The organism is Kitasatospora sp. NPDC056446, assembly GCF_042796115.1.
GTDB lineage: Bacteria > Actinomycetota > Actinomycetes > Streptomycetales > Streptomycetaceae > Kitasatospora.
Genome location: NZ_JBHTRF010000072.1, coordinates 1 through 13,882, shown reverse-complemented (window position 1 = coordinate 13,882; position 13,882 = coordinate 1). Strand labels below are relative to the sequence as shown.

17 protein-coding genes are annotated in these 13,882 nt (G+C 70.7%); 2 read left to right on the top strand and 15 right to left on the bottom strand.

Annotated elements, in window-relative coordinates:
* Nucleotides 1–42 precede the first annotated feature (42 nt).
* Entirely contained in the window at nt 43–492 is a 450-nt protein-coding gene (locus ACFQ6N_RS31900; RefSeq protein ID WP_380656659.1) for a hypothetical protein, read from the top strand.
* Between the two features lie 191 nt (nt 493–683).
* Nucleotides 684–1,907: a hypothetical protein gene (locus ACFQ6N_RS31895; RefSeq protein ID WP_380656656.1), complete on the top strand. Its 1,224-nt coding sequence runs from the start codon at nt 684–686 to the stop codon at nt 1,905–1,907.
* 34 nt (nt 1,908–1,941) lie between these two features.
* Here ACFQ6N_RS31895 and ACFQ6N_RS31890 read toward each other — a convergent pair whose 3' ends face one another.
* The 15 genes from ACFQ6N_RS31890 to ssb form a co-directional block, all read right to left on the bottom strand.
* Complete coding sequence (locus tag ACFQ6N_RS31890) at nt 1,942–2,931, bottom strand: helix-turn-helix transcriptional regulator (RefSeq protein ID WP_380656654.1); 990 nt, start codon at nt 2,929–2,931, stop codon at nt 1,942–1,944.
* Between the two features lie 186 nt (nt 2,932–3,117).
* Nucleotides 3,118–4,323 (bottom strand): hypothetical protein, encoded by a 1,206-nt coding sequence (locus ACFQ6N_RS31885; protein WP_380656651.1) that lies wholly within the window; start codon nt 4,321–4,323, stop codon nt 3,118–3,120.
* Entirely contained in the window at nt 4,320–5,168 is an 849-nt protein-coding gene (locus ACFQ6N_RS31880) for a phosphoadenosine phosphosulfate reductase family protein (RefSeq protein ID WP_380656648.1), read from the bottom strand. The genes ACFQ6N_RS31885 and ACFQ6N_RS31880 overlap by 4 nt, the downstream gene beginning before the upstream one ends.
* A complete protein-coding gene (locus ACFQ6N_RS31875) occupies nt 5,131–6,132 on the bottom strand; it encodes a DUF2637 domain-containing protein (protein WP_380656645.1) in 1,002 nt (333 codons plus the stop codon). Before ACFQ6N_RS31875 ends, ACFQ6N_RS31880 begins: the two co-directional genes overlap by 38 nt.
* Before the next feature lie 89 nt (nt 6,133–6,221).
* The gene (locus ACFQ6N_RS31870) at nt 6,222–6,701 is read right to left on the bottom strand and encodes a hypothetical protein (protein WP_380656643.1); all 480 of its coding nucleotides are present in this window, start codon (nt 6,699–6,701) and stop codon (nt 6,222–6,224) included.
* Between the two features lie 86 nt (nt 6,702–6,787).
* Nucleotides 6,788–7,300 carry a hypothetical protein gene (locus tag ACFQ6N_RS31865; RefSeq protein ID WP_380656640.1) on the bottom strand — a complete coding sequence of 171 codons (513 nt, stop codon included), beginning with the start codon at nt 7,298–7,300 and terminating at the stop codon, nt 6,788–6,790.
* 271 nt (nt 7,301–7,571) lie between these two features.
* Nucleotides 7,572–7,850, bottom strand: a complete 279-nt coding sequence (locus tag ACFQ6N_RS31860; RefSeq protein WP_380656637.1) for a hypothetical protein — start codon at nt 7,848–7,850, stop codon at nt 7,572–7,574.
* 84 nt (nt 7,851–7,934) lie between these two features.
* A complete protein-coding gene (locus tag ACFQ6N_RS31855; RefSeq protein WP_380656634.1) occupies nt 7,935–9,089 on the bottom strand; it encodes a DUF932 domain-containing protein in 1,155 nt (384 codons plus the stop codon).
* A 101-nt stretch (nt 9,090–9,190) separates the two neighbouring features.
* A complete protein-coding gene (locus ACFQ6N_RS31850) occupies nt 9,191–9,733 on the bottom strand; it encodes a hypothetical protein (RefSeq protein WP_380656631.1) in 543 nt (180 codons plus the stop codon).
* Between the two features lie 62 nt (nt 9,734–9,795).
* Nucleotides 9,796–10,245 (bottom strand): hypothetical protein, encoded by a 450-nt coding sequence (locus tag ACFQ6N_RS31845; protein WP_380656628.1) that lies wholly within the window; start codon nt 10,243–10,245, stop codon nt 9,796–9,798.
* Between the two features lie 414 nt (nt 10,246–10,659).
* Nucleotides 10,660–10,938, bottom strand: coding sequence for a hypothetical protein (locus ACFQ6N_RS31840; protein ID WP_380656626.1), 279 nt, complete (start codon nt 10,936–10,938; stop codon nt 10,660–10,662).
* A 48-nt stretch (nt 10,939–10,986) separates the two neighbouring features.
* Nucleotides 10,987–11,409: a DUF2958 domain-containing protein gene (locus ACFQ6N_RS31835; RefSeq protein WP_380656624.1), complete on the bottom strand. Its 423-nt coding sequence runs from the start codon at nt 11,407–11,409 to the stop codon at nt 10,987–10,989.
* Between the two features lie 432 nt (nt 11,410–11,841).
* A complete protein-coding gene (locus ACFQ6N_RS31830) occupies nt 11,842–12,753 on the bottom strand; it encodes a hypothetical protein (RefSeq protein WP_380656621.1) in 912 nt (303 codons plus the stop codon).
* A 49-nt stretch (nt 12,754–12,802) separates the two neighbouring features.
* The gene (locus ACFQ6N_RS31825; RefSeq protein WP_380656619.1) at nt 12,803–13,072 is read right to left on the bottom strand and encodes a hypothetical protein; all 270 of its coding nucleotides are present in this window, start codon (nt 13,070–13,072) and stop codon (nt 12,803–12,805) included.
* Nucleotides 13,073–13,137: 65 nt separating this feature from the next.
* The gene (gene ssb, locus ACFQ6N_RS31820; protein ID WP_380656617.1) at nt 13,138–13,623 is read right to left on the bottom strand and encodes a single-stranded DNA-binding protein; all 486 of its coding nucleotides are present in this window, start codon (nt 13,621–13,623) and stop codon (nt 13,138–13,140) included.
* Nucleotides 13,624–13,882: the final 259 nt, after the last annotated feature.

Sequence of the window (13,882 nt, the reverse complement as noted above, 5' to 3'; positions counted from 1 at the left end):
TACGGGGTTTATCACCTGGGGTTTTGCGGTTATGGTTCCGGCATGAGCGGACGAATTTCGGCGTCGCGGGCCAGTGCGGTTCGAGCGGCGCAGCAGGCGAAGGCAGCGCGGGACGCGGAGCGTCTCCAGCGCGAGCGGCGGGTGGAGTCGGCGCTGGCCGACTTCTACGAGCAGACGGGGAGGGCGGAGCAGCTGCGGGCGAGCGCGAGCGCGCGGGCAGCGAAGGTCTTGGCGGACGCGGAGGCGGCGGCTAAGGAGCCGGAACAGCGGGCGAAGCTGGCCGTCGTGAGGCTCCAGGCTCTGGGTGAGCCGCGCGATCAGATCGCGGAGCTGACGGGGCTGCCGCTGGCGGAGGTGCGGGCGGTCCTAGCAGAGGCGGCCGGCGACAAGAAGCCGCCTGTTGACGAGGGGGGCACCTTGGCCGTTGCGTCGGTCCCGGTTGCTGGAGAGCGGCCGGAGTCATCGGGCGGCAGTGGCACCACAGCAGGGTAGAGCTCGGTCGGCTGGCAGCGTCGCAACGAGAGCCATCGGTTGGTCTCGGCGTGCTTCGACGAGGGTCCGCCAGGCAGCCGCAGAACGACGTGCGGAGATCCGAGTTGAGCGTTGCACTGCGCGGGCACTCAGAGCGTCTCTTCCTGACGAATCCGCCGTACCTGTCTGTCACGGTCGCTAGCATCGCGCTCATGGCCGTGAACGTCCTCGCGTGGTGCCTGGTGGTCTACATCGCAGACCTGCTGGTCGTGCTTATCTTCCTGTTGCCGTGGGGAGGCAGACCACGCGTTCCTGGCAGGGCTTTTGCCCTGGAGCGAAACAGGTTAGTTCGGAGGGCTGCGGCGCAACGCGCCATCCGTACGCGGGAACGCTTGTTGCAAGCCGGCGTTCCAGAGTCTGGTGTGCCGAATCTAAGCGCTATGCGGCGGCGACTCGCGGGAGCGATCGCCGGCCGCATTGCGCTTGGGGCGCGCTGGACGATCCCGGCGTTGGCTCTGGTCGTGTCCCTGCAGCTGAGCATCGCCGTTCACGCGTCGGTGTGGCCGCTCGCTGTGATCCTCGTGCTCATTGCCGTGACCGGATTTCTGGCTGCTCTCGACGGACGGGCCTACACCCGCTCGGTCCCGCACGAGCACACCGCAATGGCGGCGGTGGCCGCGCTGGAGGCTCTCACAGCTCCTGATCTTGGTGAGGTACGCGGGAAATCGAGGGCATCGATTGTCTCGGACGCCGTGGGCCGCTTCTGCACCGCGCTGACCGTTCATGCGGAATGTGAACCGCGCCGAACAGACCCAGCCCACCGGGACCACCTTCGGGAGCGGGCCCGGCAGGTCGTTGAACGCGTTCTCGCGTTGCGGGAACAGAGCTTGTGGGGTGATCCGGAATCTCATCGACAGCTCGTGGCGATCATTGCCTCGGTCCTTCAACACGTTGCCCAGCCGACCAGTGATCCGCAGACCACTCTGAACCTTGTCGACCCCGAGCTGGTGGCCCCGGCGCACGACTGGGGCGCTGGCGGCGCAACCCTCGTCACGGCCGGGACGCCGCATCGTGGCCCACTGCTCGCGCCGAGCCTCAACCAGCGGCGCCGGGCTGAGCTAGTCGAAGCAGCTGTGCTTCTACTGGTCGCAGCGGTTGCCTACTTGGTCGCCTACATCGCCGCGTACTCCGTTCTCGAAGACATCGCTACCGCGCGGTTCAGCCCGTCCGACACAGCACAGGTGATCACTGCGATCGGTGGTGCAGTCGCAGCAGGAGCGGCAGGCGTGGCAGGAATCATCAAGGCTTGCGCCGTTTTGATTCAGGCTCGCGCTGAGATGGTGCGCGCCCGAGCCGGCCTGCCTTCCACCGAGACGGCTGGCGACGAGCAGGAGGACTCAACCGGTTCCGGCCAGCCCGAGGCGACAACCGCCTGAGCCCGCAGAGACGGCACTTGCCGGTCCGGGCTTTCTACTTCCAGAAGTTGTCGAACACCCGGGGGTCATAGCGCTTGCCGTCCTCGGTGTCGATCGGGGTCGGGACCGGCTCGCCTGCGTCCCGAGCGCGACTGAGCCGTCGGCTGACCGCGCTGATGGTGACGCCGTAGTGGGCGGCCAGCTCGGTCGCCGAGCGGAGGGGGCCGGCCAGCCACGCCCTGTGCTCGACGGTGCCCTTGGGGTCGTAGCCGAAGTCAAGCAGCACGGCGGCCTGTTCGGGGGTTGGCTTCCCCTTCGCGGGGAGGTAACCGAGTTCGACGAGGACGGCGGTCTGCTCCAGGGAGAGCGGGCCCGTCTCGGGCAGGTAGCCGAGTCGCCAGAGCACCGGCAGCAGGGCAGCGGCGGGCCACACCCGTGAGCGGCCGACCTTGCCGCTGCTGAGGTCGGCGATCTCGGGGCGGCGGACCAGGGTCTTGACGGCTTCCTTGCCCCGGCCGGTGAGCCGCTCGATCATGGCGGTGGTGAGCACGTCGAGCACCGGCGTGGTGGTCGGAACCTCGGCCGGAACCGGGACCGCGGTAGTGCCGCGCGGGCCGGTGCGGCTGGACCGCCGGCCCAGCCACGACTTGACCTCGCCCCAGTTGTAGGTGCTGAGGACATCGGCGGCCGGGAACGGGTCGTTGCTGTCCTTGTACTTCGCGGGCATCGGGCTGATCGTGGCGCGCGGGATGCCGGTTCGGTGAGCGATGTCGGTGATGGTGACCCGGTCGGTGTCGGCCCCGGGCAGCTCGGTGACGTCGACCCGCGCAGCCTGGTGGTCGCGCATCCATTGGGCGCAGGCGTCGCGCTCGAACCGCTGCTCGCCACGGTCACCGGTTCCGTCTGCTCCGGGCCACTGCGGGTCCTGGGTGAGGCGGCGGACGGTTTGCTCGGACAGGCCAGTCACGCTGGCGATGTCGGCGACGCTGAGGCGGTCGGTGGGGGCGGCGGCCAGCCGCTCGGCGAGCGTCGGGGCGGGGGCCATCAGCGGGTCTCCTTTGGGTGAGAGTTCAGGGGGACGCGCTTCCCCGGCTCGGCGTGTACTAGTTTACGTACGCGAGGTAGCGCTCCTTCGGGATCGACTTCGTGGGAGGGGGCCAGCGGCTTGCCCAGCCGATCCGCGAGGTCGGCACGGCTTCGGCCGTGCTGCTGGCCCCCGTCTTCCGTTCGGTCACGCCGCGAGGGTGACCCTGCGCCGGGCTCCGGGCGCGGCCTGGTGGTGGAGTCGTTCCCACCAGGAGCCGAACGCGGGCCGCTCCTTGTCGCGAACGCCGGCCGGTGCGAGGGCGAGCGCCATCTCGATCGCCGGGTAGCCGCTGGTCCGCGGGATGATCTCGGCCCTGGTGATGCCGTACGTGTCGGTGACGGCGGTTCCGGCGGAGGCCGCGCGGAGCATGAGCTGGGCGTCGTCTCGGTGCCCGGTGAACACCGTGCGGACGCTGCGCCAGGCCGGGCCCTTGGCCGCGGGGTCGTCGCGGCGGGGGTGGATGATGCGGCGCACCTCGTAGACGCTCCACCGTTGCCGCTGGAGGTCCTCCTCGAACCGGGCGAGGACGTCGGTCAGGTCGTGGGTGCGGGCGAGGTCCTGGGCGGCGACGGTGCCGTAGAGCTTCGAGCGGCGGTTGAGGGCCATGGCGGTGTACTCCAGGGCGAGGGCCTGGGCACCGATGGCCGGCTCCGCGCGCCAGCGTTCGACCAGCTCGGCCCGGCCGCGGTGCCCGGCGGAGAAGGGGCAGTAGCCGCACGCGGAGCGCGACCAGGGCTCGCCGAAGCGGTCGAGCAGGTACTGCGCGCACTGGTGCCGGTCCCATCCCCAGGGGTCGATCAGCGGGTACTCGGGGCGGCGGCCGGTGGCGGTGAATCCCTCGTCGCGTTCCGCGCGGCGCAGCTCCTCGGCGGCGAAGCCGAGGGCATGTCGGAAGGGTCGGCCGCCGAACTCGTCGGCCAGCCACTCATCGAGCACCTGGCCTTTCGCGTGCAGGCTGCACAGTCGGCGTTTGGCCGCGATCTGGGGGACGGTGCCGCTGGTGCGGAGCTCGTCGGACAGCCGCCACGGGCCTTTCATGATCAGTCGGCTCGCGGTGCGGGAGTCGTCCAGCACGGTGTACCCGCCGCTCTGACTGGTGCGGCTGATCTGGACAAAGCGCGTGCCGGTGTCGCGCAGCAGCGGCAGCACGTGGTTCTCGTTGAGGCGCCGGGTGACGTCCGGCTCGTCGCCGGTCATCGCGGTGAGCACGGTCAACTTGTCGAGCGGGAAGGTGCGGGTGGCCGGCTCGGTGAGCCAGCGGGTGAGGACGGCGGCGCTGTCCAGGCCCATCCCGTAGCTCAGCACGATGGGCATCTCGGTGTCGGCCCCTACAGGGGCGGTGCGGTTCATGCGGCGCAACCCTCCGTACGGCGCCGGAGCGTACGGGTTGGCGTCCCGCAGGGGCGCAGGGCCCGTACGGGGTCGTCGTCCGTACGCTCGGCGGCATCGATGATCTCGGCCATGGAGAGGTCGCGGCGGAAGGGCTGGCGGATCTCGTCCTCGACCAGGGCGTAGTCGAGTGCGGTGTCCGGTGCCATCCGTGCGGCCGTAATGAGGTGGGCGCGTCCGGCGAACGGGCACAGGCGGCAGCTCAGACGGGGCAGGTGCTGGTAGACGGGGTGGGGCGGGATGCCGCTGGTCCGTACGGTCTTCCACACGTCGTCGGTGCTGAGCTGGTGGATGGGCAGCCATGTGGTGATCTGGCGTCGTCCGGAGCTGGCCGCCCGGTCCAGGGCGATGGCGGGGCGGCGGGCCCGTACGGTGCTCTCGTCGGCACGCAGGCCGAGTTCGGTGACGATGTGCGCGGGTCGGCCGGTGATGCCGAGTCGGGTGGTCAGCTCGGTGTAGAACTTCCTGGCCACGTCCCGTTTGAGGTAACTGCGGCAGAAGGGGGTGCCGGGCCCAGGCCAACGGCCGCGGGCCCGGACGAGGTCGAGCAGGCCGCCGCGTTCGCGGCGGCGGACCTCGAAGGGCAGTCCGTACGCGGCCGCCTGCTCACTGGCGAGGGCGGGCACTCCGTCCCACTCGGCGTCGCCGAGGTCGAGGTGGAGCACGACGGTGCGCTCCAACATCTCCTCGGTGGCGGTGTTCGCCCACAGGTGGAGCATCGCGGCGCTGTCCTTGCCCGCGCTGTTGTTCAGCACGTACGCGTCGGCGTCACGCAGCTGCGGCGGTATGTGGAGGGTGGTGCTCACGTGCGGGTTCCTTGTACGGGTTCGGTGCGGGCTGGGAGGTCGGGGGTACGGGCTGGTCGTCGGCGTCACGGGGCGTACGGACCGGGTGAAGGGGCTGCGGCTCGCCCGTGCGGGCGGCGGCTTCCTCGTGGGCGGCAGGTTCCGTACGGCCCCGATGGAGCGTGCGGGCCTCGCCCACACGCTTCTCGCACCACGACCGGCCCCAGCCGGTCGTACGGATCAACTCGTCGTAGTCGGGCTTCCAGTCCGGGTCGGCCGTCATCGCGGCGAGCAGCTCGGTCATGACGTGCAGCCGACTCGGGCGCTGCCGGAGCGGCTGTGCCGGGTCGGTCTGCTCGTCCTCGGCGGGCTCGTCCTCGACGTCCGGTTCGGCCGCCTCCGGCTGCTGGGGCTCGTCGGCCGGCGCTGGGCCAGGCTGCTGCGCAGCGGCCTCGGGGCCCTGGTCGGCTCCGGTCTCTTCGGCGGGGTCGGCGGGCGGGCCGCAGGTTGCGAGGGGTATCGCCTTTGGAGCCGGCCGAGCCGAGGAGCGGGACTCGATGATTCCGGCGGCGGCCAGGAATGCGACGGCGGGCCAGGCGGCCATCACGTACCCCCACGGGGTGGGCTGGGCGACGGCGAGGTTTGCGGCCAGGCTCATGCTGACGCCGAGGACCAGGACGGCGCGGGGCCAGCGGGCGGGGTGTCCGTGGCGTTTGCGGCGACGGAGTTCGGAGACGGCGCCCAAGGCCATCAGTTCGACGGAGACGGCGATGGCGTAGGCCACCCATCCGGTCTGGCCGGCGCGGTCGGCGGTCTGGACGACGTGCTTGAAGCTGACCGCGAACGCGGCGACTCCGAGGACGCCGACGACGATGTCCGCAGTGAGCGCGTCGCCGTCGCGCGGGAGTTGGAGCCGGGTGGGTGGGGACTCTGCGGGCGCAGTGTCGCGTCCCGCTATGTCGCCGGGGTGGTTTGGGGTGGTCACGTGGTGCTGGTCTTCCGGGTTCGTGGGAGGTCGTCGCGGCCCGGTTGCCCTCCGGGCCGCGACGGTTGATCAGCCGGGTGTGCCTGGTCTCAGCGGTGCTGGCTGAGGTGCCGCTTTCGGGATTCGTCGACGTAGCCCTTGACCATGCTGCGTGTGGTCCAGCCGCACGTGCACCTGGCACTGGAGTACGCCCGCCCGGGGCACCCCTCGGTGAGGGGTTTGCCCGCGCTGGTGTGCCTGTGGGTGGGCGGGCACTCGCTGCCGTTCGCGTGGTGATCGGTACGGGGCGCGCGGGGCTTGGCCGCGGGGCCCGTGTCCTTCGGCCGGCTGGCCGAGAGGGGGCCGGGCTGACCGCTGGTGCCGGTGCGGCTCGTGCTCTCCTGCTCGGCGTCCCACTCGGCTTCTGTGTGGGCGTCTCCGACCACCACGGGCTCGGCGTGGTCGAACCAGGTCTCCCAGTCGCCCGTGACGATGCGCTCGGCCTCAGCCTGAGCAGCTTCGGGGGTGGACGCGAGGACGGGCACCACGTGCACGGTGATGACGTCGATGGGAATGATGTACTTCGGCATGCTGCTGGTCTCCTGGGCAGTTGGGGGCTTGGGGCTGGCCGAGTTCGGCGCGGCCGGGAGGTTGCCGGGCCAAGCCCGGAGTGGACTCAGGACTCGGAGGCGCCTCTCAGGGGCTCCCAGCTGCTGCCGTTCCAGAACTCGGTGACGGCGCCGGGGGTCAGCGGTTGGCCGAGGGCTTCGCGCAGCCGCTTTCGGCCGGCGGCGGTGTCAGGTATCGCGGCGGTGCCGGTGATGCGGGTGCCTGCCGCGGTGACCTCGCGCAGCATCGTGCGGCCGTTGCGCAGCTGGGCCCGGAGCGAGCGGGCGACGTTGTACTCCTCGATCAGCAGGTCGAGCAGCAGCGACAAGCTGACGGGCTCGCCGTCGAGGCGGCAGGCGTCGGCGAAGCTCGCGAAGTCCCCCGTGTCGAAGTCGCCGTGCGGCACGAACTCCGTGAGGTCGCCGTCACCGTAGTTCTGGGCGGTGCCGATCTCGCGGCGGCCGTGGCTGATGGTGGCCAGGAACGGCGTTCCGCGGAGCAGTAGCAACTCGCGGCAGGCGGTGACCTCGTAGCAGGGCTGGTCAGGGGTCTGGAGCCCGGTGTGGGGCAGGGTCGGCACGTCGTTCTCCTGGTGGTGCGAAAGGTGAAGGTGGGCAGCAGGAGGCGCCGCGCGGGGTTGGGCCGAGGTGCGGGGTCGATCCCCGCAGCTCGGCGCCCCGGGCCGGGGCCGGCTGGCCACGGGCGGCAGAGGCCGGCGGGCGGTGCGGCGCTTGGTGCTGCGATGGGAAAGCGGCGGGAGGGGTTGGGCCGAGGTGCGGGGTCGATCCCCGCTCCTCGGCGCTCCCGGCCGGTGGGCCGCCCAGCGTCGCGCTGGGCGGCGGTTGGACCGGTTAACCGGGCTGGTCGGCCTCGGGCTCGGGCTCGGCTTCCGTCAGCTCGCTGATGACCTTCTCGATGCCGATGGTCGTCCTGTGGAGCAGGTCACGGGCGGCGGCGGCGCGGACGTCGTACAGCTCGAAGTACCGGACTTCGTCGCGTGGTTCGACGGGGCAACCGTCGCGGTTCGGGTCGTACGTCGGGAGAGCTGCGCGCAACTCCTCCTCCCACTCCTCTTCGAAGGTGGTGACCTCGGCGACCAGATCGCGCAGGCGGTCGGCGGTGGTGTTCATGGCGGGGTCTCCCTCGGGCGCGCTGGCTGCGGCTGGTGGTCTGTGACGGGCCGCCCGGCCCTTTCGGGCCGGGCGGCGGGGCAGTCACAGCGCGGCGGCCAGCTCCATGGCGCGGATGCCGAGCGATTCGAGTTCGTGGGCCTCGTCGGCATCGGGCAGGGTCTGGGCGACGGAGGTCACGGCGTGCATGACGCCACCGGCGGACAGGTCGGCGCCCCGAATGAAGTGGGAGAACACGTCGGCCCGAACCGCCTCGGAGAAGCGCAGGCGCTGGCTGACGGTGGTGATCGCCTTCTCGGGGTCCGTGATGCGGGCTCCGGCCTTGTCCTCGATGTCACGAATCTGCCGGAGGATGTAGTCACGGTCGAGGAAGGTTCGGACGGCGTCGGCGGTCTGGGAGGTGACCAGGTCGAGGGTGCGGTCCTGGGTGTTGCCGCTCCACTGGATCACGCCGTCCGCCTGGCGTCCGCCGATGTGCACGGACTTCATGGCGTCCTTGGTGATGGTCATGCCGTTGTCGCAGACCTGGACGACCAGCCGGGGCACGATCGTGAACGCCCCGCACCCGGTCTCACTGTTGCTGATCTCGAACCCGGCGAAGACGGTCGGGTTGTCGCTGCCGCGCGCCTCGGTGAACGGGGAGCGGTAGTTGCGCAGCAGCTCCGGGGCGTAGGCGCGGACTTCGTCGGCGACAACCCGGACGTACATCTTCTGGTCGGTGAGGTCGCAGCTGTCCAGGCGGACCTGAACACCCGCGTCGTAGACGCCTCGGAGGGCGGCGGTCAGGATGTCCAGGTTGTCGATGATCCGGTAGCTCGCGCTCAGGAATGCGCGGGCCGTACCGGTGTCCTCGCCCTGGCCGGGCCGGAGCGTACGGATCATGTAGCTCTTGGCCTCGCGGCTCTCGTGCGTGAGCCAGCCGTTGACGTTCTGGTCCCACAGCTCCGGGGCCTCGACCCGGGTCTTGCGCAGGTAGCCGACCGGGATGCCCAGCTTCTCGGCCAGCCCCGACTCGGCGACGCCGGTGAGGCGGAGTTCGGCGGCCTTGCGGGTGACTCCGTCCGGGGTGATGTCGTAGTCGTAGTCCGCGCCGTTGACGATCAGTCGACCGCCTTCGGCACGGATGCTCTGCGCCGGGGTGATGATGTCGGCCTTGCGGGGCTGCTGCTCCCGCAGGATGTCCACGATCTCGCGCAGACTGGCGTTACGGGTGGAGGTCTTGGCCAGGGAGATGGTCATGTACGAGGTCCCCTCACACGGGTTCGGTTCGCGGGCGTCGGCCGGGGTTGCCCTCCCCGACCAACAAGACAAGAATACCTCAAAGAGGGTTTTTGGTCAAGTCATTGGTTATGCGGATGCCCGGTTCCCGCGTCCGCCTCGTCCGACAGCTCGCGGAAGTTGGACACGGTGACGACCTTTGACCAGCGGCGGGCGCAGGCGATGGCGCCCCCTGCGCTCGAACCCCACGCGGCCGTCGCGCGCAGGTCGGGCCGCACTGGGAGTTCGGGGCTGATCACGTAGTGCGCGCCGGGCAGGTAGGCATCCCTCCAAGCCCTGGCGATGGTGTCGAGACCGCAGACGAATGACAGGCGCACCTGCCACGGGACAACGACCCTGCCGCCCTCGCGTACGGTCGCAAGCCTGGCCTCGGCACCTGCCAGGAAGGCATCTAGCGCGACTAGCGCGCGGCACGCCTGCTCCCAGTCGGCGATGTCTAGCACCGGAACGGGAGGCAGCTCCGCCAGCTCCTCCGGGGCCACCTCCCGGACGACGACAGCGGCAGCGTCGAAGCGAGAGCCGATGTATGACAGGACTGCGAGGACTTCGCGAGAGCGGGCCGGGCGGTCCACAGTCAGGTCGTGGTGAACGTCGATGATCTTCATACGTCTTCCTTCGGGAGCGAGGGCGGAGCCCGGCCCGGCGGCTCACCGGGCCGGGTGGTAGATCAGCGCCGAAGGCCGGATGCCCAGAGCAGACCCGCGAAGCTGCGGGCGACGTCGGCGAGATCGTCACTGCCCCGGGTCCACGTGGGGACCTTCTCGTCGCGGACCTGCGCGGCGGGTTCGGCGTAGATCGCTCCGCGATAGAGGGTGTACTCCTCGCCGGACGCAGGGATTCGCAGCTCCCAGGTGCCGAGTTCCTGGCACATGATCTGGACGGCGTAGGTCCGGGCACCGTGGACGATCACGACAGTCCGGGGCGCGCGGGGGACACCCATCTCGGTAAGCATGTGGTCGAGTTCGACGGCGGCGGCCAGGCGATCGGCGAAGGGGAGTTCGGTGATCGCCTCGGGAGTGAGCCAGCACCAGGCACAGCCGGGGCCCTCGGCGTGGCCGCACTCGGCCCGCTTGTCGTCGTTGATCTCGCGCAGGCGGACCAGGTCGATCGTGGTCACGTGGCACCTTTCGGTCGGCTCTTCGTGGGTCGCTGGTCTGGGCTGCCCTCCCTGACCAACAAGACAAGGATACCTCAAAGAGGGTTTTTGGTCAAGCATGAAGGCAGGGCCTGACACCCGGGAAAGCTGGGTGACAGACCGTCAGATGCGAGGGCGCACCTCCCCCGTCCCCCCGATAGCTGCCTGGGGTCCGGGGCAAAGAGGCCGTCCGGGTCAAGGGCCGGCCGCAGGCCGGTGGCGAAGCCACGCGCAGCGCCCTTGAAGCGGGCGGCCGGCTCCGGATACTGGGCCGCGAAGGGGGGCCGGGGGAACCGCGCAGCGGGGCGCCCGGACCAGAAAAGGCAGCCGCGCCGAAGGCGCGCCCGAACCCCGCCGCCCCCGGCGGCGACCACCACCACCGCCGGGGAACTGGGCTCAGAAGGGGGCGAGTTCGGCGAGCCGCTCGTAGGCGGCTTCCTCGCGGTACCGCAGGTACGCGTTGTAGGTGAGTTCTTGGCGGTCGCCCTGAACACCCGTGACGTCGGCGAGGTGGAGGAGTGCGGTGATCAGGTCGCGGACGACCACGGATACGCCCTCGGGGATGGTGGGTTCGCACCGGTAGGTGCCGGGGGTGGCGGCGGTGAACGCATGGGTGGCGAGCAGCGCGCGGGCCGCTTCGTCGGCGGCGGTGCGCTCGGGGCCAAGACTGGACATGACGGGGCTCCTCGGTTCGACCGGACTCGAAGGGGTGAACAGGCGGACCTAGGAGGCGATGGCGGGGATGTCGGCGGCGCGGGTCGGGGTGAAGTGGAGATCCCGTTCGACCACGATCGGGAGCGCCAGGGCGCCGGGTCGAGCGGCGGGGGTGAGGTAGAGCTCTTCCAGTTCGACCAGGTGGATGTAACCCCACTCGCCCTCCGGGTAGTTGACCCGCGCCCAGCCGAAGGCGAGGCCGCTGGACGGGTCCACTTCGGCGATGTACCAGTCCGATCCGCCGGTGAAGTAGTGGAGGTGGCAGACCTTCTGCTCGAACGGCTGGCCGTCCGTGGCGTACAGCTCCGGGATCTTGGCGAGGTCGGCGAACGGCGGGTAGAACTCGTGCCCCCTGGCCTGCCGGTTCTGCTCCGGCATCGCCCCCCAGGACCAGGTCCCGGGTTCGACGTTCATGCTGTTCAGCTCGGTCATGCGCTGCCTCTCGACGGGCCGTTCTTCGTGGGTCGGTGGTCTGGGTTGCCCTCCCTGACCAACAAGACAAGAATACCTCAAAGAGGGTTTTTGGTCAATCATGAAGGCGAGGTTCGGCGCCCGGGAAAGCCGGGTGACAGACCGTCAAATTCGAGGGCGCACCTCCCCCGTCCCCCCGATAGCTGCCTGGGGTCCGGGGCAAAGAGGCCGTCCGGGTCAAGGGCCGGCCGCAGGCCGGTGGCGAAGCCACGCGCAGCGCCCTTGAAGCGGGCGGCCGGCTCCGGATACTGGGCCGCGAAGGGGGGCCGGGGGAACCGCGCAGCGGGGCGCCCGGACCAGAAAAGGCAGCCGCGCCGAAGGCGCGCCCGAACCCCGCCGCCCCCGGCGGCGACCACCACCACCAGGCCCGATCCGGTGGTGGTGATCACGGGCTCACGCCGCGAGCGGGCTTTCCTCCTCGGGGGCGGGGATGTCCACGGCGAGCGCCGGATGGGTGGCGGCGATGCGGCGCAGACGGGTGCGAGCGTCGGCGCGGGCAGCGGGGCTGGGCGCCTGCCGGGCGGCCTCGGTGAGGTGGGCGGTGAACGCTGCGAGCGCGGCGGGGGTGTGCAGGATGATCCGGCGGGGCTGGAAGACCGCTGCCGGGTCGCCGAGTCGACGGGCGGCGGTCCAAGCCCGGTAGAACTCCTGGGCGCCGGGGGTGAGGGGCTGGTGTCCGGCGAGTTGGCCGCTGAGCCAGTCGGCGAGGAATCCGCCGACTTCCACGGTGGTCGGGCTCGTCTGGGGGGCTCGGAGTCGGGTCCAACGGGTGAGGAGGGTTTCGAGCTGGGCCAGGCGGCGGACGGCGGGGCGAAGCTCGTCCGCCTCCCGTGCGGCCCTGGTGAGCTGCTCGTCGGCTGCGGCTCGCAGGTAGTTGGTGTGTTGGGCGTGGCGATGGGGGTCGGCGCGGTACTCGGCGATGAGCTTCTCCCCGATGTCCCGGGCGCGGGCGCGGGCGCTCTGGGTCGCTACTTCGTAGGGGCTGCGGTGGAGCCGTTCCCACGGGTCGCGGGTGCTGGTCGAGCCGGGCGGCGGCAGGGTGATGCCGTCGTAGATCCACGCGTTGTAGACCGCGAGTCGGTCGGTGTACCCGCTCGGGTTCTCGGTCGGGTCGTAGCGGCCGGAGATGAGGCGAAGGCTGGTGTAGGCGTCGGGATCATCGCGTTCGCCTGGCGCGGGCTCGGGGTGCACGGTGACGGTTCCGAAGACGTGCGGGGCACGGACGGTGTAGTACGTGAGACCGTTCTGCGCGTATTCGACGTCGTAGCGCAGCAACAGGCGGCTTGCGGTGTAGGTAGTGATCAAGGGTTCTCCGGGTGGCCGGCCGGACCGTGGTGGCCCGGCCGGCTCGGGTTCAGCGCCTGGCGGCTGGGGTGCTGGGGAGGATCGGCGGGATGCCGTGCGCTTCGGCGGCGGCGTTGATGAGCTTCGGCAGGCGCAGGGCCACCGTCTGGAGCCACAGGAGGCCGCCGACGACGGCCAGCAGTGCGCCGGTGATGAGGAGTTGGTCGTAGATGGCGCACGCCGCGCCGAGCCCGGTGAGGGCGAGGACGGCGGCGAACAGGGCGCGCTGGATGGTGTTGATGGTGCTGGTCAGCCCGGACTCGGGCGGGGTGCTGCTCACGGGTGCGGCCTCTCGGTGCCTGGATTCGGCGGGCCGGGCGGCTCGGTGCCGCCCGGCCCTGGTGATCATCCCGCCATGGCCGGGGTCGGCCAAGGGTTGACGGCGGGCGGGGTGGTGGGGCGGGGCGGCCACGTCGCGGCGGGCGCCCCCTGGGCGGGCGCGGCCTGCTGGGTGGCGGGGCGCTTTCCGGCCGCCTTGGCGACCTCGGCGGTGGCGAAGCGCAGGGCCGGGCCGACTTCGTCGATCAGCAGCTCGGTGTAGATGCGACGAGGCCCGTCTGCGGGCTGGTACGAGCGCTGCTTGAGCGTGCCGGTGACGATCACGCGGGTGCCCTTGGTCAGGCTCGCCGCGATGTTCTCGGCGTACTGGCGCCAGGCAACGCACGGCATGGACAGGGAGTCGCCGTCCCGCCAGACGCGGGCCGTGCTGTCGTACGTCTTCTCGTTCGCGATGACGGTCATGTTGACCACCGCCGCGCCGCCGTCCGTGTACTGGAGGGTCGGGTTGTCCGCGAGGTTGCCGATGAGGGTCATCTTGGTCTCGCCTGCCATGTTGCTGCTCCTCTTGGGGTTCGGTACGGGCGCTGTGGCCTCGGTCCGCCGGTCGGGGGTGCCATCCCCGGCCAACAAGACAAGAATACCTCAAAGAGGGTTTTTGGTCAATCATGAAGGCGAGGTTCGGCGCCCGGGAAAGCCGGGTGACAGACCGTCAAATTCGAGGGCGCACCTCCCCCGTCCCCCCGATAGCTGCCTGGGGTCCGGGGCAAAGAGGCCGTCCGGGTCAAGGGCCGGCCGCAGGCCGGTGGCGAAG